The 23122-nt window shown below is 48.5% G+C and carries 20 protein-coding genes; 10 read left to right on the top strand and 10 right to left on the bottom strand.

The annotated features are described in order from the left end of the window. Window positions 1-9 precede the first annotated feature (9 nt). From DWW91_RS06340 to DWW91_RS06360, 5 genes are all read left to right on the top strand, one after another. Window positions 10-1236, top strand: a complete 1227-nt coding sequence (locus DWW91_RS06340; RefSeq protein WP_007658821.1) for an NADH:flavin oxidoreductase — start codon at window positions 10-12, stop codon at window positions 1234-1236. Continuing rightward, window positions 1236-2120 carry an SDR family oxidoreductase gene (locus tag DWW91_RS06345; protein WP_007658822.1) on the top strand — a complete coding sequence of 295 codons (885 nt, stop codon included), beginning with the start codon at window positions 1236-1238 and terminating at the stop codon, window positions 2118-2120. Before DWW91_RS06340 ends, DWW91_RS06345 begins: the two co-directional genes overlap by 1 nt. A gap of 97 nt (window positions 2121-2217) precedes the next feature. Beyond that, window positions 2218-2808 (top strand): 50S ribosomal protein L25/general stress protein Ctc, encoded by a 591-nt coding sequence (locus DWW91_RS06350; RefSeq protein ID WP_007658823.1) that lies wholly within the window; start codon window positions 2218-2220, stop codon window positions 2806-2808. A gap of 120 nt (window positions 2809-2928) precedes the next feature. After that, window positions 2929-3492: an aminoacyl-tRNA hydrolase gene (gene pth, locus DWW91_RS06355; RefSeq protein WP_044214750.1), complete on the top strand. Its 564-nt coding sequence runs from the start codon at window positions 2929-2931 to the stop codon at window positions 3490-3492. 2 nt (window positions 3493-3494) lie between these two features. Further along, entirely contained in the window at window positions 3495-3929 is a 435-nt protein-coding gene (locus DWW91_RS06360) for an RNA-binding S4 domain-containing protein (protein ID WP_010802472.1), read from the top strand. Window positions 3930-4001: 72 nt separating this feature from the next. On the opposite strand, the gene DWW91_RS06365 is transcribed toward DWW91_RS06360, so the two are convergent. Genes DWW91_RS06365 through DWW91_RS06375 form a run of 3 tightly spaced genes read right to left on the bottom strand, consistent with a single transcriptional unit; the run spans window position 4002 to window position 8974 of the window. Next, window positions 4002-4475 carry a toxin-antitoxin system YwqK family antitoxin gene (locus DWW91_RS06365; protein WP_007658826.1) on the bottom strand — a complete coding sequence of 158 codons (474 nt, stop codon included), beginning with the start codon at window positions 4473-4475 and terminating at the stop codon, window positions 4002-4004. A 20-nt stretch (window positions 4476-4495) separates the two neighbouring features. Further along, window positions 4496-6130 (bottom strand): Ig-like domain-containing protein, encoded by a 1635-nt coding sequence (locus DWW91_RS06370; protein WP_046144980.1) that lies wholly within the window; start codon window positions 6128-6130, stop codon window positions 4496-4498. A 45-nt stretch (window positions 6131-6175) separates the two neighbouring features. After that, window positions 6176-8974 carry a TonB-dependent receptor gene (locus DWW91_RS06375; protein WP_010802470.1) on the bottom strand — a complete coding sequence of 933 codons (2799 nt, stop codon included), beginning with the start codon at window positions 8972-8974 and terminating at the stop codon, window positions 6176-6178. 263 nt (window positions 8975-9237) lie between these two features. Here DWW91_RS06375 and DWW91_RS06380 point away from each other — a divergent pair, with 263 nt between their 5' ends. The 3 genes from DWW91_RS06380 (at window position 9238) to DWW91_RS06390 (ending at window position 14454) form a co-directional block, all read left to right on the top strand. After that, on the top strand, window positions 9238-10422 hold the full coding sequence (locus tag DWW91_RS06380) for an AraC family transcriptional regulator (RefSeq protein ID WP_122327266.1): 1185 nt from the start codon (window positions 9238-9240) through the stop codon (window positions 10420-10422). 95 nt (window positions 10423-10517) lie between these two features. Further along, window positions 10518-11291 (top strand): DUF4469 domain-containing protein, encoded by a 774-nt coding sequence (locus DWW91_RS06385; protein ID WP_010802468.1) that lies wholly within the window; start codon window positions 10518-10520, stop codon window positions 11289-11291. Window positions 11292-11448: 157 nt separating this feature from the next. Next, window positions 11449-14454 (top strand): leucine-rich repeat protein, encoded by a 3006-nt coding sequence (locus DWW91_RS06390; protein ID WP_122327267.1) that lies wholly within the window; start codon window positions 11449-11451, stop codon window positions 14452-14454. A 156-nt stretch (window positions 14455-14610) separates the two neighbouring features. On the opposite strand, the gene DWW91_RS06395 is transcribed toward DWW91_RS06390, so the two are convergent. From DWW91_RS06395 to DWW91_RS06405, 3 genes are read right to left on the bottom strand one after another with little or no spacing between them, the layout of a single operon-like run. Then, on the bottom strand, window positions 14611-14841 hold the full coding sequence (locus tag DWW91_RS06395; protein ID WP_007658834.1) for a hypothetical protein: 231 nt from the start codon (window positions 14839-14841) through the stop codon (window positions 14611-14613). After that, window positions 14838-15317, bottom strand: coding sequence for a DUF3990 domain-containing protein (locus tag DWW91_RS06400; RefSeq protein WP_007658836.1), 480 nt, complete (start codon window positions 15315-15317; stop codon window positions 14838-14840). Before DWW91_RS06400 ends, DWW91_RS06395 begins: the two co-directional genes overlap by 4 nt. After that, window positions 15314-15538, bottom strand: a complete 225-nt coding sequence (locus DWW91_RS06405) for a DUF3791 domain-containing protein (protein WP_007658838.1) — start codon at window positions 15536-15538, stop codon at window positions 15314-15316. Before DWW91_RS06405 ends, DWW91_RS06400 begins: the two co-directional genes overlap by 4 nt. Window positions 15539-15731: 193 nt before the next feature. Between DWW91_RS06405 and DWW91_RS06410 the strand changes: the two genes are divergently transcribed. Next, window positions 15732-16997, top strand: coding sequence for a DUF3843 family protein (locus DWW91_RS06410; RefSeq protein WP_048316084.1), 1266 nt, complete (start codon window positions 15732-15734; stop codon window positions 16995-16997). Window positions 16998-17144: 147 nt separating this feature from the next. On the opposite strand, the gene DWW91_RS06415 is transcribed toward DWW91_RS06410, so the two are convergent. Both DWW91_RS06415 and DWW91_RS06420 read right to left on the bottom strand, forming a co-directional pair. Further along, a complete protein-coding gene (locus DWW91_RS06415; RefSeq protein WP_122327268.1) occupies window positions 17145-18170 on the bottom strand; it encodes a Gfo/Idh/MocA family protein in 1026 nt (341 codons plus the stop codon). Between the two features lie 24 nt (window positions 18171-18194). Beyond that, on the bottom strand, window positions 18195-18923 hold the full coding sequence (locus DWW91_RS06420; protein ID WP_122327269.1) for a 2-phosphosulfolactate phosphatase: 729 nt from the start codon (window positions 18921-18923) through the stop codon (window positions 18195-18197). Window positions 18924-19159: 236 nt separating this feature from the next. On the opposite strand from DWW91_RS06420, the gene DWW91_RS06425 reads away from it, so the two are divergent. Then, the gene (locus tag DWW91_RS06425) at window positions 19160-19750 is read left to right on the top strand and encodes a DUF4251 domain-containing protein (protein ID WP_007658846.1); all 591 of its coding nucleotides are present in this window, start codon (window positions 19160-19162) and stop codon (window positions 19748-19750) included. A 74-nt stretch (window positions 19751-19824) separates the two neighbouring features. Here the strand turns inward: DWW91_RS06425 and DWW91_RS06430 are convergent, their stop codons facing one another. Both DWW91_RS06430 and nagA read right to left on the bottom strand, forming a co-directional pair. After that, window positions 19825-21819: a glucosamine-6-phosphate deaminase gene (locus tag DWW91_RS06430; RefSeq protein WP_007658847.1), complete on the bottom strand. Its 1995-nt coding sequence runs from the start codon at window positions 21817-21819 to the stop codon at window positions 19825-19827. Between the two features lie 113 nt (window positions 21820-21932). Next, on the bottom strand, window positions 21933-23099 hold the full coding sequence (gene nagA, locus DWW91_RS06435) for an N-acetylglucosamine-6-phosphate deacetylase (protein WP_122327270.1): 1167 nt from the start codon (window positions 23097-23099) through the stop codon (window positions 21933-21935). Window positions 23100-23122: the final 23 nt, after the last annotated feature.

Consider the following 23122-nt stretch of genomic DNA (forward strand, 5'->3'; position numbering starts at 1 on the left):
CTAAACATTATGAACAAAGAATCTGTACTATTTACTCCGGCCACCATCGGCCCGCTAACACTCAGAAACCGTACGATACGGGCGGCAGCATTCGAAAGCATGTGCCCCGGCAACGCCCCGTCGGAAATGCTTTACAACTACCATACCTCCGTTGCTGCCGGAGGTATAGGTATGACAACCCTTGCTTATGCAGCCGTTACACAAAGCGGACTTTCCTTTGAGCGCCAGCTATGGCTTCGTCCGGAGATCATTCCCGGCATCAAAAAGATAACAGATGCCATCCATAAAGAAGGAGCAGCAGCCTCCATACAGATCGGACATTGCGGGAATATGTCCCATAAAAACATTTGCGGATGCACACCGATATCCGCTTCAACCGGATTCAACCTCTACTCGCCCACTTTTGTCAGGGGGATGAAACAATCCGAAATCGTGGCCATGTCGAAAGCCTTCGGACAGGCTGTCCACCTGGCACGCGAAGCCGGAATGGATGCCGTAGAAGTACATGCCGGACACGGTTACCTGATCAGCCAGTTCCTTTCCCCTTACACCAACCACCGGAAAGACGAATATGGCGGAAGCCTCGAAAACCGTATGCGTTTCATGAAAATGTGCATGGAAGAAGTTATGAAAGCAGCCGGTTCGGATATGGCAGTCCTGGTTAAAATGAATATGCGCGACGGTTTTAAAGGCGGTATGGAACTGGATGAAACACTGGAAGTCGCCCGCACACTGCAAGACGAATGCGGAGTACATGCACTCATCCTCAGTGGCGGATTTGTCAGCCGTGCTCCCATGTACGTGATGCGCGGAGCTATGCCTATCCGCACGATGACCCATTATATGCCTTTCGGATGGTTGCCTATAGGAGTCAGGATGGCCGGCCGTATGATGATACCGACCGAACCGTTCAAGGAGGCTTATTTCCTCGAAGACGCGCTGAAGTTCCGTGCCGCCCTGAAAATGCCCCTTGTCTATGTGGGTGGCCTCATCTCCCGCGAAAAGATCGACGAAGTACTCGGTCACGGTTTCGAATTTGTCAGTATGGCACGCGCCCTGCTGAACGATCCGGCTTTTGTCAACCATATGAAAGAGAACGAACAGGCACGCTGCGACTGCGGACACAGCAACTACTGCATCGCCCGCATGTATTCGCTTGAAATGGCTTGCCACAAACATATGCAGAATCTACCGAAAAGTATTATCAAAGAAATAGAAGAACTGGAATATAAATAATGGAAAAAGGAATAGCCATTATCACCGGTGCAGACGGCGGAATGGGCCGGGAAATAACGCTGGCACTCGCAAAAGAGGGCTTTCAGATCATCATGGCCTGTAAAGAGCCGGATAAAGCCCGTACTGTCTGCGATAAGATCAAAAAAGAAAGCGGGAACGAGCGGATCGAAATACGACAGATAGACTTATCCTCACTGGCTTCGGTACGCTTATTTGCCGATAAACTATTAGCGGAAGGTCGCCCCGTCAGCCGACTCATGAACAATGCTGGAGTCCTGACGACAAATATCCGCCAGACAGCGGACGGCCTGGAAACGATCGTAAGTGTTAATTACGTAGGTCCTTACCTCCTTACCCGCCTGCTTCTCCCCCTGATGCAGCGGGGAAGCCGTATCGTTAATACCGTATCGTGCACATATGCCATCGGACGGATAGAATCCGACTTTTTCAGCAAAGGGAAAAACGGACGCTTCGCACGGATACCGGTATATGGAAATACAAAACTGGCCCTTTTACTCTTTACACGTGAGTTGGCAGAAAGAGTAAAAGAAAAAGGTATCACCGTCAATGCTGCCGACCCGGGAATTGTCAGTACCAATATGATCACGATGCATGCCTGGTTCGACCCGCTGACGGACATCCTGTTCCGCCCGTTCATCAAAACAGCGGCACAGGGAGCAGCTACTGCCATCTACCTGGCGCAATCGCCGGAAGTAGACGGTAAAAGCGGAGGCTGCTACGCCAACTGCAAAGAGAAAAAGCTCCCGGAACGTATACTCCACCACCCTCTGCAACGCCGGCTTTGGGACGATACGGAAGCCCTGCTTCTCTCCCGTAACCTGCTGAACAGAAAAAATATCCCGGAGACAGTTGGAACGTATTGATAAAAAAATTACCTTTGCACCGCTTTTAACCCCCGTACGTGTGATGGGAAATTAGGAAGCATAAAAACTAATTTTGAGTAACACAAAAATTAAGAAAATGAAGACATTTCAATTAGAAGGAAAAGGCAGAGAAGTAGCAGCTACTTCAGCCGATCAGAAAAGAGCTTTGAAAGCTATGCGTAAAAATCAGGAAATCCCTGCTGTATTATACGGTGGTGAAAAAGTAACTCACTTCACAGTAAATGTTGAAGGTGTACGCAAGCTGGTTTATACTCCGGAAATTTTCGCTGTAGAACTGAACATCGACGGCAAAAAGACAATGGCTATCGTTAAAGATATCCAGTTCCAGCCGGTAACCGACGCTATCATGCACATGGACTTCATGGAAGTATCAGACAGCAAACCGGTAACAATAGAAGTTCCTGTTGTACTGACAGGTCACGCCGAAGGTGTTAAAGCCGGTGGTAAGCTGACATTGCGTATGAGAAAGCTGAAAGTGAAAGCTATCTACACTCAGATCCCTGAAAAACTGACTATCAACGTTGATCACCTGGGCTTAGGTAAATCTATGCAGGTGGGTGCTTTACACTTCGAAGGTCTGGAACTGATGAATGCAAAGAACGCTGTTGTTTGCGCCGTTCAGTTGACTCGTGCCGCTCGTGGTGCTCAGGCTACTGCTGGTAAGTAATCTGATAAAGAGAATACCAAATAACGTGAGGGAGGAATGTTCAGGAGAATGTTCTTCCCTTTCTTATATTATACAATTTACGGATACGTCCGAACGTATCCCTGTAAAAATAGAATGACAATGAAATATCTGATAACCGGACTTGGTAATATAGGCCCTGAATATTGGGGAACACGTCACAATATCGGTTTTCGCGTCGTAAACGCATTGGCCGAAGATGCCGGAGCACCGTTCACGGAAGAACGTTACGGGGCGGTTGCACGGATGCGGGTAAAGAACTGTGAATTGATCCTGCTCAAACCGAACACTTTTATGAATCTGAGCGGAAACGCTGTCCGTTATTGGCTACAGAAAGAAAACATTCCCGTGGAAAATCTGTTAGTCGTAGTAGATGACCTCGCTCTCCCCTTCGGCACCTTGCGTCTGAAACCCAAAGGCAGCGATGCAGGGCATAACGGCCTGAAGAATATACAGCAACTCCTGGGCACACAGGAATATTGCCGCTTGCGGTTCGGCATAGGAAGCGACTTTCCCCGTGGCGGACAGATCGACTATGTGCTGGGGAAATTTCCTTCCGAAGAGTTGGAGTTGATGCCCGAAAAGCTGAAACGCGCGGTAGAGATTATCAAGAGTTTTTGTCTGGCAGGTGTACAGATCACCATGAACCAGTTTAATAACAAATAAGTATGAACGAAGTACGAATAGATAAATGGATGTGGGCAGTCCGCATCTTCAAATCCCGGACCATCGCAGTCGAAGCCTGCAAGAAGAACCGGGTGATGATCGGAGGCGTAAATGTAAAAGCATCGCGCATGATAAAGGTCGGTGATGTTATACAGGTCCGTAAACCGCCTATCACCTTTTCCTTTAAGGTGCTGGCATTAACGGAACGCCGCATGGGAGCCAAACTGGTTCCCGATTATATGGAAAATGTAACGACTCCGGATCAATACGAAATCCTTGAAATGAACCGTATCTCCGGTTTCGTAGACCGTGCACGCGGTCTGGGCCGTCCCACCAAAAAAGATCGCCGCGAACTGGAACAGTTCACCGATCCGGGCATGGCCGGAGATGGGTTTGACTTCGATTTCGATTTCGGATCGGAAGGTGATGATGAATGATGTTCTGTTATTATCAAAATTGAGCTATCTTGTCCCCGTGTCAAGCACGGGGACGGGATAGCTCAATTATTCCTAACTGTGCTTCTCTTCCGTCAACAAAACACCTTCATCATTCCATGTCCGCCAAATACCGCTTTTCTTGCCACGGGTATAGAACATTTCAAAGCGCATGATGCCTTTGTCGTTCCAGATGCGCCAGGGACCGTCTTTCTCGCCATCTTTATAAGTGGCCAGGCCGATCAGTTGTCCGGCTTCGTTGTAAGTACGCCACTCACCATGAAAGATGCCATGATAATAAGAGCGGACCTCGGCAATTTTCCCGTCCGGATAATAGATCACATAGGTACCTTCGGGGCGTCCGTCTTTGAGGTAAAGCTCCATCTTCAACATGCCGTCATCGTAGAATTCGGTATAACGGCCGGTATACGGGGTTGTCTGTGTTTCATCCGTATAATACTGTCCCTCGCTGAGAACCAGGTCCTGCGCCTGTATAGCCAGAGAACTTCCGGCGATTAATGCAGATGCCAATAATAATTTCCTATTCATTTATTGTCGCTATTGTAGAATCAATACACAGTATTCTGCGGATCCCAGTTTGTCCAACCTTCCGTCCAGTCGTTTGTTCCGTCGAAAGCACCTTTGTAAGTTACCTTTTCGAAGAAGCTATCGGCCAATTTAGAAAAGTCAGCACCTTTCACAGCATCCGCTACGACAGAAGAATAGTCACCGTCTTTCGCAATGATTTGCCGGGTATTTTCCAGAACCGTATTATTACCGGCACGGTTGAAGAAGTTCTCGCTCACCTTTTCGTCTTCGTAGAAGTTCTTCCACATACCGGCGAAGATCACATTTTCGATAGCGATACCATCGTTAGCCTGCCCTTTCTTGTCTGTTGCACGCAGACCATAAGGCCATCCCGTAAAGACTGAGTTATATATATTCAAGCTTGAATTACGACGCAGGTGCATGGCAGCCTGGTATTTTCCGCCCTTGGCTCCGTTGGCTGCATCGGCAGTCTTGGCTTCCACTTCTGCCTGTGTCCTATCAGAAACCTTACCATAGAACGGGCCGATCAGGGTTACGTTGGAGAATACCGGCTTGGTAAACGGTGTATTGGTAGAACCGTCACCGTCATTATCAGACTCAAAACCGTTGGAGTCGGACGTATCGGCAATATCCTTGTCACGTACGCTCAACAGGAACTGTAGTTTACCCGTATAGCCGTAGTCAGTATCGAAATCATCATCCCAACCCTTATAAGCAATCAGGTGTTTCGCATTCACCGTACCACCGAACCATTCGTAAGAGTCGTCATTCGAATAAGATACCTGAACAAATTCCACTTCCGTACCGCTGCCTACGCCTCCGAATGTCAAACCGTTGATTTCCTTATCCGGCTCCAATGGATAACCGGCAAATTCGATACGTACATATTTCAGCTTACCGGAACTTTCGCCGTTAAATTCATCAGAAGTCGTATTGCCATAGTGTGTGCCGGGGCCTCCTTCAATAGTCGGCTGGTTGGTCCGGTTTACGCGGGCATTACCACAGATAATCAAACCGCCCCAGTCACCGGTTACACGTTTGCCCGGTTCCTTGTCGGAAGTAAAGACGATCGGTTTATCTACCGTACCTTCAGCGATGATCTTGGCACCCGGCTCGATAATCAGGGAAGCCGCTCTCTCACCCGAAGCAACGGAAATACCTTTGATAACGGAACCTGCCTCGATAGTCAACGTTGCGCCGCTCTTGACATAAACGAAACCTTTCAGGAAGTTTTTGTTGGCAGCAGAAATGGTACGATCGGCAGTAATATTACCTTCCAGCGTATCTTCTATCACTGCCGGAGCATCTTCAGATACGGTTACGGTGCAAGTTGCCGTCTTATCTCCACTCTTCGTCGTTGCAGTAATAGTCGCAGTACCTTCAGCTACACCGGTTACCTTACCGCCATCCACGGTAGCCACCTTTTCATCGGAAGAGCTCCATGTAATTGTTTTATCTGTCGCATCCTCCGGAGTGACAGTGGCAGACAATGTGACTGTCGCACCCGGTTTAACTGCGGCTGTCGTAGGATTTACAGCAATTGCAGAAACAGCTATAGTACCCTCTTTTTCGTCATCATCACTACAAGATACAGTTCCAAACATCACGGCCAGTGCAAACACAGAGGCCAAACCTTTTAATAGAAATCTGTTCATAATAAAAACATTTTGTTTGTAATAAGAATTATAGTCAATTAATCATTAGAACTTTAAGGAGACACCTACATTGATATCCACTCCCGGACGATAGCTGCGGATCAGCTGTTCACGTTCGCGCTTCCCCCCGTTTTCATCCGTCAGCTTCACGAATTGTTTGTATTCCACTTTCGAATTAAGCAGGTCCTGTACACCCGCCTTGATCTCCACGAACTTGCCGATCTTCTTCGAGAATGTCAGGTCCAGCGAATTGCGGGGCATCTCGTATATATCGGGGATATCTTCACTTTCGTTCTGCATCGGGACACCGACCGACTCGATACGCTTCCCGATCCGGTTATAAAGCAGTGAGGCTGAGATTCCCTTGTCGTCATGCTGATAGAACAATCCGGCGTTCACCAGGTAAGGAGATTGTCCGGCCAGCGGACGGTCACGCTCAGGAGCGCCATCCTCGAAACGTACCCGGCTATAGATATAAGCGGCATTACAAACCAGGCTCAGTCCTCTTAACCCGATAAAGTCGAGGTTTTTACGGATATCCAGTTCCACACCGAAAGCTTCGGCGTTCTTCGCATTATGATAGGTATATTGCAGGCCCGAACCGGCTTCGTTGTATGTCTCTTCGATCGGGTCTTTGAAACGTTTGTAGAATCCGCCCAGCGTAATCATCTCGCCGGTGGCCGGATAAAACTCATACCGTAAATCCAGATTGTCGGCATAGGCGTTCTTCAGGTCGACGTTACCTACGATATTGGCATCGCGCTCCAGATTGAAGTAAACGTAAGGCACTACCTCCCGGAACTCCGGCCGGTTGACGGACCGCCCGTAAGCGGCGCGTATCAAATGTTTCTCCGTCAGATTATAAGAGACATTGACCGAAGGAAAGAAATCGGTCGCATCGTTATCCAGATGTACCGGCTCGGTACCGTCGGAAGAATAGCCGTCCATCACCAGGTTGTAATATTCCATGCGAACCCCGACCACGGCATTCAGCTTCTCGCCATAGTTCAGCTTTGCCGAAACGTAGGCGGCACCCAATTTACTGTTCGAAGTGTAAGAATCGTTATTCTTCGTTACCTCACGCATCCAGATACGGTCGGCAGAGATGTTATCGTCCGAGAATATCCCGGTATAATCCCAATCGGCATAACGGTCATAGCCCGTGCCCAACAGGTTGTAACCGAAGCGGCGGGCATCGAACGTACGGTCTTTATATTCTCCGTAGATACCACCGTTGAACACGGGGGCAAACATATCAGACACGGCGAACTTATGCTCGTAGTTTGCCGCCAGCGAGGCACTGTGATCTTTCAGGTCCTGATAGTAACGCATCGGATCGGACACATAATAGTTCGGCTGCTCCGTCTTATTCTCATCCAGGATAGAGTTCACGATCTTGCGGTCGGGCTCCCGGTAAGAGGCGAAGGCATAGCCGGCCGTCCAATCCACCTTGTCGATATTCTCCCGCAAGGTATGCGTACCGCTCAACTGGCCGGAATAGGTCGTACGTCCGGTATAAAGCGATTCCCATTTGCGGATATCCTTATCGGAATAGTAGTTGGTCCCCTCCCGTTGCGTCAGGGCGGAAACACCGCGCTGGCTGAAGAAGTTACGAAATTCGTACTTATTGCCGCCCTTCATGAACGACCAGTTGAAGAGGGCACCCAGCTTGGACGTATTCCGGTAGCGAATATCATTGTATTCGAAACGGGGACGGGAGACGTCGTTCGCCACATCATAGGTGATATAGTTGTTGTTCACCGTTTCCGAATAGTCATATTCCGTACTCCAGTTCACATTGGTGATATTTCCGATCTTCCAGTCGCCGATGTCGAACGAACGGTGAGAGGTAAGCGAAATCTTCTGGTCGGGAATAGCCTTGAATGTATTGATCCCCCAGCGCTGGTTGATCTGTCGGGTGAAAGCGGCCGCCTCTTCCGTCGAATGATCTCCCAGATGGGCAGGAAAAAAAGCAGGCAGGCTTCGGGCACCGGCTCCGAATCCGAGATAATCTTTCCAGCTGCCTTCTGTCAGCCGAAAGTCGCGGAAGGTCGCATTCGTATTGAAACCCATTTGATAAGAGACTGCAAAGGTATTTCCCTCCGGGATATTCTTCGTCATCACCTGCACGAAGCCACCCGAAAAATCGGCAGGCACCTCGGCCGACGGACTTTTATAAACCATCATATTGTCGATCAGCGAAGAAGGCAGCACGTCAAAAGAGAAAGCCCGGCTATCCGTCTCGCTCGACGGTGTCGTGGCATTGTTCAGCCACACGTTATTATAACGTTGTGCCAGGCCACGAACAACAATGAAGCGGTCGTCTACGATCGTAATACCGGGTATACGGCGAAGCACCTCGGCAGCATCGCTGTCCTGCGTCTTGCTGATCTGCTGGGCGGATATTCCGCTCACTACGGGAAGGCTTTTGCGGACGGTATTCAATACGGCTGTCTCCGTCCCCAGTTTTCGTTGGGCCACAACCACAACGTTTTGCAGTTGGAGGTCGGCGTCCGATAGTTCGATACGCACGACTGCTTCCTGATGAGCTATCACAACCACATCTTTTATGGTTTGCGTTTTATAAGATACATAAGAAGCGACCAGTGTATATTTTCCCGGTTGTACCTTTTCGATACGGAAATTTCCGTCTATATCCGTTATAGCTCCGATTGTCGTTCCTTCGATAGAGACAGTGGCACCGATCAGTGGTTCCTTGAATTTAGCATCTGTCACGGTTCCGCAGATAACACCCGTTTGTGCCCGGGCCGTCAGCGCAAGAAAACTTCCAAACAGTAGGAGAACCAACATCAACAGTCCTCTCTTTTCACGCTTATTTCTCATTCCTTTACTTGTTGTTACATTTATTTGCCGCAAAAGTAGAGGCGCAATGTTTCAGCCAAATTTAAAAGAGATGACAATACGATAACAGTTATTACAATTCGTTGACAGAAAAAGTACATACATGCGCTCCGCCTGTCCTAACCGGAGGGGAAGATGGCTAAAGATTGTACACAACGCTTGTTTTTCTAAGCGAACAGGACAACCATGTCCGCTTTTTTAGTTTACTTTGCGATCACAAACAATCCTTACACCTTAGATATCGAATGACGGAAGAAAACTTATTTATAATAACCTATTCACTGAACACAGTGGTCTGCCTCCTCGTAACAGCCGGACTACTGTTCCTTAAGCCGCTCCGAAACGTCAGAAACCGGAAATACCGTAATGCCTGCCGTATCCTCGCTTTTGCTTCCGCCATCGTCGGGAGCGGGCATCTGCTCACCTTGCTGGTGGGAGATAGCACACAGACCGATCTCGAGCTGCTGTCTTTCCCCGTCATCGTGATCGGGGCTTCACAATCGTTGCTGTTCACCTTCCTGTTGATCCTGTTGTTCCGGGAAGAATATGTCACACGGAAGAATATTCTGCTGCATGCCTCACCGGCCATCCTCCTGACGGTTTTCTATCTGGCAGCACGCTGTTTCTTCGAAGATCCGGCTGTTTATACGTTCAGCGAATGGGCTGCACAAACAGGTAATCCGGTACTGATGATCCGTACGGTTTTCGCTCTGGTCTATCTGGTGCAAATGGGCATTTACACCCATATATTCTTCCGCGAACGAGCCATCTACGATAAGAGCCTCAGCCACCTTCAGAAGATACCCGAACGACTGGAACTGCGTTGGGTAACCCGTGTATTCCTCTATGCACTGGGGATCGGGGTACTCGCCCTCACGCTTTGTTTCTGCTTTTCTGTTACGTATGAACTGACAGTCGTCTGTATCTTTACCGTCTTTTATCTGATGGTCGGCGCCTATTACGTGAATTACCATTTCACCTACGACTTCATGCGGGAGGAGCTTTTCAAGACGAACACCGTTTTGCCGGAAGAGAAAGAGGAAAAAGCGGGTCTCGACACATTGGTCAACGAACTCGCACAGGCACAGGACAAGGACCTGTACAACCGGGCGGAAAAGATGATGCGCGAAGACCTGCTTTTCACCAATCCCGATTTCAACCGCAAAGAATTTGTACAGGCCCTCTACACCAACGAGCATTACCTGACCCGCGCCTTGAAATACTATACCGGTATGAGTATCCAGGACTACATCGTCCATTACCGCATCGACTATGCCCATACCTGCCTGCTCATTCCCGACGCGCGCTCGATCGAAGAGATTGCGCTCACCTCCGGTTTCTCGTCTGTACGCAGTTTCAACCGCAACTTCTCCGAAGTGTTCGGCATGACACCCCACAAATACAGGAAAGAACATGCAAACAAAGCATAATTTCGGTATTTGTCCATAATTTTTCGGTATTTGTCCGGTCCTTTCCTCCATTCTTTTCTTCATTTGCCCATTGTCTAATTCTAAAACAGAACAACATGGCAGAAAACAAAGAAGAACAAATCATCCTTCGTATCGAAACGTACGACAACATCCTGACGGAGAAGGAGGGCGACTACACCGCGAAACCGATAGTGACCGGTTCGGTTGGCAACCCCCAGATCGCCAAACGGATCATGAAGGGCGGGCTGGAAGTCCGCGAAGAAACAATCCTCTACATCCTCGACATGGCCGACCAGGCGAAAGCCGAAGCCATTGCCCAAGGGATAAGTGTAAACGACGGCGTCGGCCAGTACCTGGTCAACACGCGCGGTTCGTTCGACGGCCCCTCGGCCGCTTTCAATCCCCAAATCCACTCACTGGGTGTAACCTATACGATAGGTAAGACACTTGCTGCTTTATTGAAGAAAATCAAAGTTGAAAATCGCGGTCTGGCATCGCTCGGCCCGGTAATTAATAAAGTTACCGACTCGACAACACTCAGCGAAAACGACGAGATCACTCCCGGCGCCCCCATCACCATCGAAGGCAAGAACATGCGCGTGATCGGTGAAGACGCTTCCGTAGGACTTTTCTTCACCCCCACCGCAGGCGGCGAAGCAAAGAAAGTGTCCCTCTTCGTTCAAAACGACCCGTCGAAGATCATCTGCGTGGTGCCCGCGCTCAGCAACGGAACGTATACGATGAGTATCACAACCCAGGCGGGTTCGACCAACCGTACGGTGAAAACACCGCGTTCCTGCACTTTCCCCGTCACCCTGCGTGTCGGACCGAAAGAAAGCGGTGGCGGCGACCGTCCGGAAATCGAATAATTCAAGCCTGCCTTGAAGCCCCTTTCAAGCGATCCTTGAAGCAGGCTTCAAGGCACCGTTGAAGCCTCGTTCAAGCACCCCTTGAAGCCTCGTTCAAGCGTGCCTTGAAAAAAGAACTTGCAAAAACAGACTAATAACCCATTAATACAGATATAACATGAACAGATTTTTTACCAACAAGACTAAAGCAGCAAGTCTCCTCCGGGGCTTGCTGCTTCTTAGCATCATGATGCTAACGTCCGTAGGGACATGGGCACAGGAGGGAGAAGGTCCACCGACAGAGGTAAGCGTTTCCGATACCGCCGCCCTGAAAAACGCACTGGAAAGTACAACCGCTTCCACCATCAACATGACGGAGAGCATCACCCTGACGGAAGAGGTAAAGATAGCCGTAGGCGCCGACCATACCCTCTCCATCGCCGAAGGCAAAACCCTCACATGCACCGTCAAATACGGGATCAACCTCCCAAGCAACAACGACAACTACGTCAGCCTGACCATCCAGGGAGAAGGTGCAGGTAGCAATCTTGCAATTAAGGTAGACGGCGGCGGGAATGCCATCACAAACGGTACCCTTACATTGAAGAACATCACCGTCGATATAACCTCGGGGATCATCAACCCAACTATCCTGACCGTTGGCTCCGGCGCAACCATCAACGTGGATGCAGAAAACCAGGACTCCCCACTGCAAATCTCCAGACTGACCGTCGATAACGGCGGCACTATCAACATCAAGACATTCAAAAGAGTCGGGATCAATATAACCACTGCCCTGACCATCAACAGCGGCAGCACAGTCAAGGTTGGAAATGGGACAGGCGATAACCGAGGGATTAATATCCCGTCAAGCGGGTCTATCGTTCTCAATAGCGGCGGCACATTGGAAGGCACCGGAAACGACAAGGGAGGTAACATCTACCTGACAAAAAATGCCAAAGTCACCGGCATGAGCGGCAAGCTCGTCGACCGGGGAAAAGAATTAAATGTATCAAGCGAGAACGAACCGGTTACCGTAGGTAAAGCAGATACCATTGCCTCCCCCACCGGCCTCTCCGAAGGTACCTATACCTGGGACAAGAGCACCAGCAAATTCGCCAAGCCAGACCTGGAGGAAGGCTATACATTTAATTCGGAAACCGGCGCACTGACCATCAGCAGCCAGACCGGAATGACGAACTGGAAGCAAAACGGACAGAGCAGCAACGGCAAAGACGTAAAGAGCGTCACGATCACCGGTGATGTCACGGAGATCGTAGGGAGTGCTTTTACATTCTGTTCCAACTTAACCCAGGTAACTATTACAGCAACCGGGATAACCAGTATCGGAGCGAGTGCCTTTCAAAACACCAAGAGTCTGACCACGATCGAAATACCGGCTTCGGTTACTACGATCGGAAATGCTGCCTTTGCAGGGTCGGGCATCAGCACATTTACAGTAGCCGAAGGCAGCAGCTCCTTTAAAGCGGACGCCGACTGCAAAGCCCTGCTGACTTCCGACGGCAAAACATTGGTTGTCTTTGCCCCAAAGGCGACCGGCAGCTATACGATCCCCGGCGGGGTGGAAACAATCGGCCCCTATAGCTTCGAAACCAGTGCTCTCACCTCCCTTGTAATCCCAAGCTCGGTAAAAACCATCGGGGAAAGCGCCTTCTATTTGAGTGCTCTCACCTCCATTGAGATCGGGGAAGCGGTAGAAACCATCGAGGCAATGGCCTTCTTTTCGAGTGCTCTCACTTCCATTGTGATCCCGGAATCGGTAAAAACCATCGGGGAAGCGGCCTTCACTCTGAGTGCTCTCACCTCCATTGTGATCCCGAAATCAGTAGAAACCATCGGGGATGCGGCCTTCAGTCAGAGCAGCGCTCTGACAACCGTCACCTTCGAAGGGGAGTCGGCTCCGACTATCGGAAAGGGCATCTTCGCCTTTTGCGACAACCTGACCAGCATCCTTGTACCGGCAAACGCAACAGGCTATACCGGAGATGGTGCCAGCGATAACTGGAAAGCATGGGCAACGTATATAAATTCAGGACAAGCACAAGGACAAACACAAACTACCGGAAACAATACAGTACCCGCCGACGGCACTCTGACAGGCGACGGCACGACCGAAGCCACCAAAGTCACCCCCCAAGGCGATGCCACCCTTGAGAATGTGAAAACGAAGGAAACGGAAATAGCCGTCGGCACAACCTCCGTTATCACCCTGACCGGCGCAGGCAATGACCTGGGCGCCATCACCAACGCAGGCACTCTTACACTGAATGCCGATGAAGGAACGACCATCACAGTCGCCTCCGTAGACAACAGCGGCACCTTCATCGACAACACCGGTAGCGTGACAGTGGTAACCGGCGACGCGTCCCTCGACCTCTCCGCCGACGATGCCATGCCGTCCGACCAGACAGCCACAGGCCAGGTGACACTGACCGCGAAACCTGCCGTTGCCGAAGGCGCAGACGTATCCTATCAATGGCAAAAGCAGGAGAACGGAAGCTGGACGGACGTCAGCAACCCGTACACCCGTGCCGCCGTTGCGGGCAGTCCGGACTTTACGACAAACATATCGGGTACATACCGTTGCCGGATCACGGTCGAAAAGGGCAGTGTCTCCACTACCCTGCTCACCCAGTCCGCCACGGCTACGGTCAATTCGATACCCGATCCCGAGCCAACCTACTACACCGTTACCCTCCCGTCGGTGGAAGGAGCCGCAACCGACCCGGTAGCCGGCGATTACGATGTCGAGTCGTGGGATAACTTCCGCTTCTACCTCACACTCGATGCGGACTACAACCAGTCTGTCCCCGTCGTGACGACCGACCGTGGCGAGACCATCACCCCACGTACCAGCGACGGAGCCTACATCGTGAAGTACGTCCGTAGCGACCTCGTCATCTCGATCGGCGGCATCGTGAAGAACCCGCCTCCCGTTGCCAACGCCGAAATCCAGTCCGGCACCCGCATCTTTACCCGCGACGGCAGCCTCTTCATCACCACCGACCGCCCGGCACGTGCGCAGGTCTTTGCCCTCACCGGCCAACTGATCCGTAGCCTCGACCTCCCCGCCGGCACGACCCACGTCGACCCGCTGACCGACGGCATCTACATCGTCCGCCTCAGCGACGGTACGGTGCAGAAGGTGGTTGTACGGAAGTGATGAAAGTGATCGCTTTGAAGTGACAAGAGTAACTAATTCCCCTCTCGAGAGGGGAATTAGTTACCATCAGTCAGTACAACCTTGAATATAATCTATCAAAAAGCCCCCTCTTCTTGTGATAGCGAAGAGGGGGCTTTTACATAGGGGAAACGTAGCTTAGGCTATCCGCCCTGTAGTTATCTCTTTTTTAAGGAAGTCGTATACATACCCTGCACTCTGATAGTACAAGCCGGTAGCAGGATTACTCAATCGATCAAAAGTATCAGAGTTATAATATATATCCATAGCCTGCGTCATATCACAACCCCACTCTTCCATGAGCATCTGTATAATTTCGCTACTCAACTCCTCAATCATAAATTCTATTTGTCCGGCTGTCAGTTTCATAATTTCTTCAGATAAGAAAGAGCACGCTCGGTGCCAAAATAATATTGTATAGTCAAACCTTTAGCATACTTCAGTTCCTCAATCAACTTATCCATAGGAATAACCCCCATACGAAACCGACGTAACTGGTAAGTAACACCGTCATCTGCTATCGGCCCAATAACGATATCATATGAATGAGCAGGATGCACACGGTCACGGTCACGATTTACAAAAACAAACTCCGCCCATTCCTGACAATAATCATCAAAAAACTTCACCGTCAACTCTAAAGTATTCAAGGCCTCCTCATCAAACTCAAAAGTCGTCACGAAGGGAACACCTGTTAGTAATTGCTCTGTTTTCTGCTTAGCCAAAGCTAGTGCCTGTTCGTACCCGGGAGACAAATAAAAACCTTGTCCAAAGTCTTTGAAGGGTTTCGATCGGGACAAGTCAGGACAATCAATCTCCATATTTGAACCATGATAAAGTTTCATGCCAACTGCCCTCCGTTATTACGACATACCATCACCAGACTTTCGATTACATCTTCAAACGATTGCGTATGCAATACTTCGTAATGCTTATGAAGGAACTGTATCCCTTTAAAACGGTTCAAATAGTTGAACGCCTGTTTCTGCTTCAACTTATAAGCAGATGCAAACTCGGCTATCAAAGCAACAGTAAAATCCAACTTACTCTTTTCAGTCCGGGACATAGTACTCTCCTTTCTTCTTTTAATTATGAAAACAAAGATACAAGAAAACTCCTTTCCTCAACTCTTATCCCCCTTAAAATATCTTTTAACTGTCTTACGCATAATATACACCATAAATCCGGTATGTCCATGTATACTTATTTTTCGTACATTTGCATCTTTATTAATCAAAAGCGTAAATGACGATTATAAGATGAAGAACACTAAGATTTTCCCCAAAGACTGGCTGCAACTGCATCCCTATAAACAATCAGGTCCGACCGACCTTTATTATACCCGTATTGCCAATCAGATACATGAAATGATGGAACAGACCGACCTGGCGAACTCGTTCGAAAAGGAAGATGTCATCCAGATCAGTATGCGTATGGCGGCTTATTTCGAGGACGTGATATCCGGCCTGAACATATGGCGTGCATTCATCACGGAATATAAGAAACAGACGGGCAACTATCTCCCTTTCTATACCGTCAGCGACCATTATTATGACGACGAGGCAAACTACGAAGACGTCCGTTTCCTGCTCTGGCACTATACCCAGCAGTACCACGGCGCCAAGAAAGGCACTTTCGTCAACCCCGACAACCCAGCCAACGAAGAGACGGCCCGCCTCATCTACCAACTGTTTTGCAAGGAATGGACTACCGCTCCCGAAAACACAAAGATGCAGGCTCTTTTCGCCCCGGAAACTTCTTACGAGGACCCGGAGAAACAGGCCGAACTGCTCCACTGGTTCCACTACAACTCTTACCTGCTGACCGACTCTAACGTCGACCTGAGCGAAACGGTAAAAGAATACTGGCGCCAGAACCCGAACGATCGGCAGAACACACAGGCTGTCATGGTTATCTACGACTCGCTGGCTCATATCAGCCGGACGCCACTCCTGGCCTACACGTCACCGAAATGGCTCTCGCTTATCATGCCGGAAACGCATCCGGACTATGCCGCCTTCGCCGATAAAGCGGAAAAAGCAGAATCCTTTGTCGACCCCGCCATCAAGGAACGGGAAGAAAGCAACAAGGCTGTCTACGATAAATTCACAGAAATCGCGGACGGCAAGTTATTATTCTATATGAAGAGCAAGCAGGAATTTATCGACTTCGCCACCCAGCAACTGAAACTGGAGGAAAGCGAATATACTCCGCTGGCCGACTGCATCGAATTCAACAAGTTTGCCGTATATGCTTCTCCCCGTGAAGGCCTTCAATTACTGGTAGACGGCATCGAATTCATCAAAGACGAACAAAACCCGTTCTATGACGAGAAAAAGGCTTCCGACCAGGGATTATCTTTCTTCATCGTCAAACATTGCAGCAAAGACCTGCTGAAAGCCCTCGAAGAACGCGGCATGCTCGCCGATGCCCAAACCAAGAGCCTGCTCAGCCCCGAACGCGGAAAAGATATTATTCATGGGAATTGGGAATTCCTGGCGAAGTATTTTATCAGAGAGATTTAAAAGGATAGGTTCAATTATAGAATAATTGAACTATCTGTTTAGTGACTGGTTGTAACTGGCTTTAACACACCCCCTTCCCCCTCTCCAGAGGGGAGCCAGTTACAACCAGTTGCTATAAAAGATAGCTCAAACCTGATAAAAACCAAATCACCTGTCAGCCGGATAAACAACCCCCAACTGCCTCCGTATCTCGTCAATAATCTCCAATGTTATCAATGAATTATCATGGCTGTTAATAGCCGACTCGCGTTTACCGGCAAGAACCAGGTCTATAAATTCGGCCACCTCATAGTAATATTCGTCCTTATCCGTCACTGCGCTGATATCCTGCGGCTCGGGAATGGCACTCTTGCCCGCTGCTGCGGCAATCCGGGGCAGATAAGTCACCTTGCTGATAATATTCACCCGGTCCAGAATGATGTTTCCTTCTTCCCCTTGTATCTCTGTCGGCAATGACGAGTTAGCTATCTTCGAATAAAGGATAGTCGCATTCATTCCTTTATACTGAAAGTTCACAGCCCCTTGTCCGTCCGCCCCCGAAGAAAGCACGACACCTGTCGCCTCCACTTTCTCCGGCCGCCCGAACAAGACTACCATCGGATAAAGCGTATAGATACCGATATCCATCATTGCCCCGTTCGAGAGTTCCGGCTTGAAAGCATTCAGCACAATCCCTTCTTTAAACTTGTCATATCGCGACGAATACTGGCAATAGCAGGAGAAATAACGCCGTATCGTCCCCAGCCGGTGCAGATTCTCACGTACGGCACGGAAGTTCGGAGTCAGCGTCGGTTTCATCGCCTCCATCAGCGTCACATTGTATTTCCGGGAAGCCTCGATCATCTCCCCCGCCTCCCGTGCATTCGAAGCAAACGGCTTCTCACATAACACATGCTTGCCATGCTTCATGCAAAGAATACTCTGCAGAGCATGCAAGAAATTAGGAGAAGCAATATACACCGCATCTATCAACGGACTTTGCGCCATCTCCTCCAAAGATGTGAATGTATAGGGAATCTGATGCCTGGCAGCAAATGCATCTGCCGTCTCCTGTGTCCGCGAATAGACGGCAACCAGTTCAAAACGTTCGTCCTGCCGTGCCCCGGCAATCACCCAATCTGTTATAAAGTTCGTTCCTACTACCCCGAAACGTATTTTATTTGTTATAGCCATTTCTATGTTATCTTTGCTTTATTATCAAATCGTCATCACCTTCTTCAATACCAAAGTTTCCCCTTCTATCGCCAACTCCGGTACAACGACGACACTGTCCGGTGTCAGGCAAAAAGGCACGGCATCTTCCAGATGATTAGCTTTCAGGCGAGCCATATGGTCGGTCGGAGCGAGATAAGCGATCAGGTTTTTTTTATTATTCGTCCACATGTCGCGGGCAATGACTGCGGCATCCGTAGCCGGTCGGTATTTACCGGTTTTGGCAAGTACCTCTACCAAAGCCCCACCGAACAAAGTATCTTCTATATTCACCTTATCCTGCCAGCCGGAACATAAAACAACGACATCGCGTCCATGAAACAGACAATAGTCCGCAACCGCCTGTAAATTAACAAAGGCCCCTGTAATAACACGATAAGCAGACTTTGCTATGGTGATAGCCCGGGTGCCATTGGTCGTCGTAAAGATCACATCCTTGCCGGCTACTTTCTCCGGCGTATAGTCGAACGGTGAATTTCCGAAGTCGGCAAAATCACATCGTTTCACATTACGTTCGGCACCGACCAGCCAGCCTTTTGCCTTATATTCCTGAGCTTCCTCCACCGTCGCTACCGGACGGATGCTGCGAACGCCATTCTTGAAAGCAGCCGCCATCGTTGTCGTTGCCCGGAACACATCCACTACTACGACAATCGCTTCCGGGTTATGATATACCGGATACAGGGCCGGCGAAAAACATACATCAATCTTCATATCTTCTCGTTTTAATCATCTGATATTACCCGCAAATGTACAGGATAATTCGCTGAATACCTAGTCTGGTTACCCCGCAACTACCTATTATATAAAAGATTCTATAATAAAAATGAGGATTAACCAAATTAGCATGATAAAATGTTATAGTATCTACAATCATCTATTTGTTAGGAACCTTTTTTACTCATGCTTGTTCTTTTACTACATTTTGAAAACGTTTTAAACTAAATCGTATGAAAAGAATTGTATCTTTTATCGTCGTTTTCACTCTTGTAATGGGGGGAATGACACATGTACAGGCTCAGAGTAAAGCCGTAGAAAAAGCAGAGAAAAAGTTAGAAAGAGAAGCTAAGAAAGAAGCAAGAGAAGCGAAGGATGCTATCATGGACGAACAGGAATTCAACACTGCCATGCAAGCTATCACCAACCAGTCTTTTGTATTGGAAGCCAACTCCGTACAACCAATGAACGGACAGGTTTACTATGTAAACTCAAACACAAACTTCGTCTCTTTGAATGATGGCCAGGCAATGGTACAGATCGCATCCAACTCTCCGTACCCAGGTCCTAACGGATTAGGTGGTGTTACCGTACAGGGAAGCGCATCCAACATCCAAACCAAACAGGACAAAAACGGTAACGTTTACCTGTCAATGAGTGTCCAGGGTGTTTTCATCTCTGCCACTGTAAACCTGGTATTAATGAACGGAAGCAACAAAGCAACAGTTACCGTAGACCCGAACTTCTCAGGAAGAGACCTGACAATGACAGGAACATTAGTTTCATATGCCCAGTCAAACATTTTCCAGGGAACGACCTATTAATTTAGCATCAACATTAAACATGAAGAGCGCTTACCTGATGGTAAGCGCTCTTTTTTTATAGAAACAATTAAGTCTTATTTATCAAACGGGATCATATACTGAACGAATGCTTCGATTGCTTCATAGGAAGCCAGACCCAGCTCCTTATACAGTTCGGCTGTAGCACGATTACGGTCTTCGGCACGCTGCCAGAACAGACGTTCATCGTCACCCAGGAACGGTGCGCTTTCTGCCTGCGACTGGTGTTTCAGGATAGCATTACGTTTGAAGCGCAATTCTTCCGGACTGATAGGAACTGCCATTTCGATGTGGTCCATTTCCCATTCTGCCCATGCTCCGCGATACATCCAAACACGGCAATGTTTCAGCCATTCTTCGTCTTTCAGTTCATCAATGGCAGCCAGTACGGCATCCAGACAAACCTTATGTGTTCCGTGCGGGTCAGCCAGGTCACCAGCCACGAACATCTGGTCCGGTTTGATATCCTGCAACAGTTTCTTTACGATAGCGACATCGGCTTCACCCAGATCATTCTTCTTGACAAGACCTGTTTCATAGAACGGAAGATCCAGGAAATGAACGTTTTCATCCTTCACACCTGAATAACGGCAACCGTGACGGGCTTCTTCACGACGGATAGTACCTTTCATGAACAGGACATCTTTCTTTTCCGGTTCCCCGTTTTCTACCTTTTCGAAACGCAGGTATTTGATAATCTCTTCCGCTTTGTCTTTAACAGTACTGTCATTCGGAGAATATTTATCGCAAACATCACGCAGATACTCGCAGTAACGGATTACTTCATCATCCCCCACAGCAATATTGCCGGAAGTTTCATAAGCCACATGCACATCATGGTGCTGGTCGCACAAACGGCGCAAAGTACCCCCCATAGAGATCACGTCGTCATCCGGGTGCGGACTGAATACGATCACTTTCTTCGGATACGGAGTAGCGCGTTCCGGACGATTGGAATCGTCTGCGTTCGGCTTACCACCCGGCCATCCGGTGATTGTATGCTGAATATCATTGAAAATCTTGATATTTACGTTATAAGCGGAACCATACAACGCTAAGAGTTCGCCCAGTCCGTGTTCGCTGTAATCCTTGTTTGTCAGTTTCAGGATCGGTTTGCCGGTCAACTGGCACAGCCAAACGATAGCACGACGGATCAGTTTATTATCCCAATCACAGTTGGTAACCAACCAGGGATGGCTGATTCTTGTCAGTTCGTAAGCGGCAGACAGATCGATCACCACCTTTGCATTCATATGAGTCTGCAAATAAGTAGAAGGAACTGTTTCACTGACCTTGCCTTCAACCGTATTGGCGATGATACGTGATTTATCTTCACCCCAGGCCATCAGAATCACATTCTTGGCTCTCAGAATGGTTGAAATACCCATTGTGATTACACTTGCCGGAACATTTTCAATCGATTTGAATGTACGGGCAGCTTCTTTGCGTGCATCGTTATCCAACAAAACCAGACGGGTTCCGACATTGGCAGATGATCCCGGACCGTTAAAGCCGATATTACTAGCATGCCCTACTCCCAACAGGATATAGTCGATTCCGCCGAAATTCTGGATTTGCTGTTCATACTGTCTGCAAAATTCAAAGATATCGTCTTTCGGCATAGAACCGTCGGGTGAATAGATATTCTTCGGATCAATATCCACCTGGTCGAGGAATGACTCCTTCAAATAAGCCAGATTACTGTTTGTCGATGCGCTCAGCGGATAGAACTCATATACATTAAATACAATTACGTTGCGGAAGCTCAGTTGTTCTTCCTTATGCATACGGACTAATTCCTTAAATACACTCTGAGGGGAACGTCCACCTGACAAAGCGAGAACGAAAGGTTCTCCGGCAGCCTGTTTTTTACGTATTTGTGAGGCCAATTCTTTCGCGATCACGAAAGATCCTTCTTCAGCTGATTCGTAGATGTTTGTCGGAATCTTCTCCATACGAGTTAAAACTGATTGCTCGTAAGCGTTTTCCGGACGGTAATACCTGAGCGGTATACGCGTCAGGGTAATCTGAGAACTAAGGTTCGTCTTCATGTTTAATTACGATTTAGTAGAACTTTTTTACTTGAACTACAAATATAACAATTCTCCGTCAATTAATGATTAAGGAAAGCTATCAAAAATATCTATTTACCTATAAGTTGGTACTAAGCCAATGTATTCGTTCCTTCCACCAAATGTCCCATCGACCAGACAGAACGGACATTCAACTTACGGTCCAGAATAACGATATCGGCATCTTTACCACGTTGCAGAGAACCCTTGCGATCGTCTACTCCCATCAGGCGGGCCGGCGTTTCAGAAGCCATGCGAACAGCGTCTGCCAAAGGAACTCCGGCATTTTGGGCCATCGTACGAACCAATACATCCATTGTAGCGATACTACCTACCAATGAAGAATGGTCTGCCAGTTTACAAACGCCATCTTCTATGATAATCCGGGGATCATCAACGGGCTTTCCTTCATTGGCGGCATAAGCCAATGCATCCGTTGTCAGACAAGTACGTTCCACACCCTTCAGCTTGTAAACCAGACGCAGGATTGTTGAAGGCAAGTGACGGCCATCGGCAATCACCTCCACTGTCATATCATCTTCCAGGAACACACTCTCTACCGTTCCTTCATATTTATATTCACGACGCTTATGGAATCCGGGCATAGCATTATAGAAATGAGCCGCATGCGTAAAACCGGCTTCATAAGCTGTTTTAATATCTTCAAATTCTGCCTCCGTATGAGAAACGGCTGCCAAAAGACCTTTCGAACGGACATAACGGGCAAAATCCAATGCCCCCGGTAATTCCGGACTTGCATCCCAACGTTTAATACAATTCGTACTTTCCAGTAACGATTTATATTCGTCCGGATCAGGATCTTTCAAAGCGTCCGTCAGTAAACTGCCTGCCATCTTCGGATTCAGATAGGGTCCTTCCAACTGTAATCCCAACACAGGACTGTTTTTCTCTGCCATCGCACTTTCACATAAGGCAACCCCTTTCCTGATTTCAGTCATGGGAAGCGGGGCCAATGTCGGAAAAATACAAGTCGCCCCATATTTCATGTGTGCGTTCACTGCCCCGTGGAAAGCTTCTTCTGTACATTCCTTAAAATCATATCCACCGCCACCGTGTATATTCATAGCAACGAAACCAGGAATAATATACATTCCTTTAGCATCTACCACCGTAGCCCCTATCACAGCCAGGTCACTATTTGTTACTTCCAGTATTTTACCATCACTGATCAGAACAGAACCGTCTTTTAACCAACCTTGCGGCGTCAGGATCTGTCCGTTTATTATTTGAGTTAACATAACTTCTTCTCTATTTTATTCTT

Origin of the sequence: Parabacteroides sp. AF17-3 (assembly GCF_003635445.1) — a bacterium.
Taxonomy (GTDB): domain Bacteria; phylum Bacteroidota; class Bacteroidia; order Bacteroidales; family Tannerellaceae; genus Parabacteroides; species Parabacteroides goldsteinii.

What these genes read in the sequence shown, in the direction of transcription:
- DWW91_RS06340 (WP_007658821.1), top strand. Translation starts at nt 10, where the DNA reads ATGAACAAAGAATCTGTACTATTTACTCCGGCCACCATCGGCCCGCTA.
- DWW91_RS06345 (WP_007658822.1), top strand. Translation starts at nt 1,236, where the DNA reads ATGGAAAAAGGAATAGCCATTATCACCGGTGCAGACGGCGGAATGGGC.
- DWW91_RS06350 (WP_007658823.1), top strand. Translation starts at nt 2,218, where the DNA reads ATGAAGACATTTCAATTAGAAGGAAAAGGCAGAGAAGTAGCAGCTACT.
- pth (WP_044214750.1), top strand. Translation starts at nt 2,929, where the DNA reads ATGAAATATCTGATAACCGGACTTGGTAATATAGGCCCTGAATATTGG.
- DWW91_RS06360 (WP_010802472.1), top strand. Translation starts at nt 3,495, where the DNA reads ATGAACGAAGTACGAATAGATAAATGGATGTGGGCAGTCCGCATCTTC.
- DWW91_RS06365 (WP_007658826.1), bottom strand. Translation starts at nt 4,475, where the DNA reads ATGAATAGGAAATTATTATTGGCATCTGCATTAATCGCCGGAAGTTCT.
- DWW91_RS06370 (WP_046144980.1), bottom strand. Translation starts at nt 6,130, where the DNA reads ATGAACAGATTTCTATTAAAAGGTTTGGCCTCTGTGTTTGCACTGGCC.
- DWW91_RS06375 (WP_010802470.1), bottom strand. Translation starts at nt 8,974, where the DNA reads ATGAGAAATAAGCGTGAAAAGAGAGGACTGTTGATGTTGGTTCTCCTA.
- DWW91_RS06380 (WP_122327266.1), top strand. Translation starts at nt 9,238, where the DNA reads ATGACGGAAGAAAACTTATTTATAATAACCTATTCACTGAACACAGTG.
- DWW91_RS06385 (WP_010802468.1), top strand. Translation starts at nt 10,518, where the DNA reads ATGGCAGAAAACAAAGAAGAACAAATCATCCTTCGTATCGAAACGTAC.
- DWW91_RS06390 (WP_122327267.1), top strand. Translation starts at nt 11,449, where the DNA reads ATGAACAGATTTTTTACCAACAAGACTAAAGCAGCAAGTCTCCTCCGG.
- DWW91_RS06395 (WP_007658834.1), bottom strand. Translation starts at nt 14,841, where the DNA reads ATGAAACTGACAGCCGGACAAATAGAATTTATGATTGAGGAGTTGAGT.
- DWW91_RS06400 (WP_007658836.1), bottom strand. Translation starts at nt 15,317, where the DNA reads ATGAAACTTTATCATGGTTCAAATATGGAGATTGATTGTCCTGACTTG.
- DWW91_RS06405 (WP_007658838.1), bottom strand. Translation starts at nt 15,538, where the DNA reads ATGTCCCGGACTGAAAAGAGTAAGTTGGATTTTACTGTTGCTTTGATA.
- DWW91_RS06410 (WP_048316084.1), top strand. Translation starts at nt 15,732, where the DNA reads ATGAAGAACACTAAGATTTTCCCCAAAGACTGGCTGCAACTGCATCCC.
- DWW91_RS06415 (WP_122327268.1), bottom strand. Translation starts at nt 18,170, where the DNA reads ATGGCTATAACAAATAAAATACGTTTCGGGGTAGTAGGAACGAACTTT.
- DWW91_RS06420 (WP_122327269.1), bottom strand. Translation starts at nt 18,923, where the DNA reads ATGAAGATTGATGTATGTTTTTCGCCGGCCCTGTATCCGGTATATCAT.
- DWW91_RS06425 (WP_007658846.1), top strand. Translation starts at nt 19,160, where the DNA reads ATGAAAAGAATTGTATCTTTTATCGTCGTTTTCACTCTTGTAATGGGG.
- DWW91_RS06430 (WP_007658847.1), bottom strand. Translation starts at nt 21,819, where the DNA reads ATGAAGACGAACCTTAGTTCTCAGATTACCCTGACGCGTATACCGCTC.
- nagA (WP_122327270.1), bottom strand. Translation starts at nt 23,099, where the DNA reads ATGTTAACTCAAATAATAAACGGACAGATCCTGACGCCGCAAGGTTGG.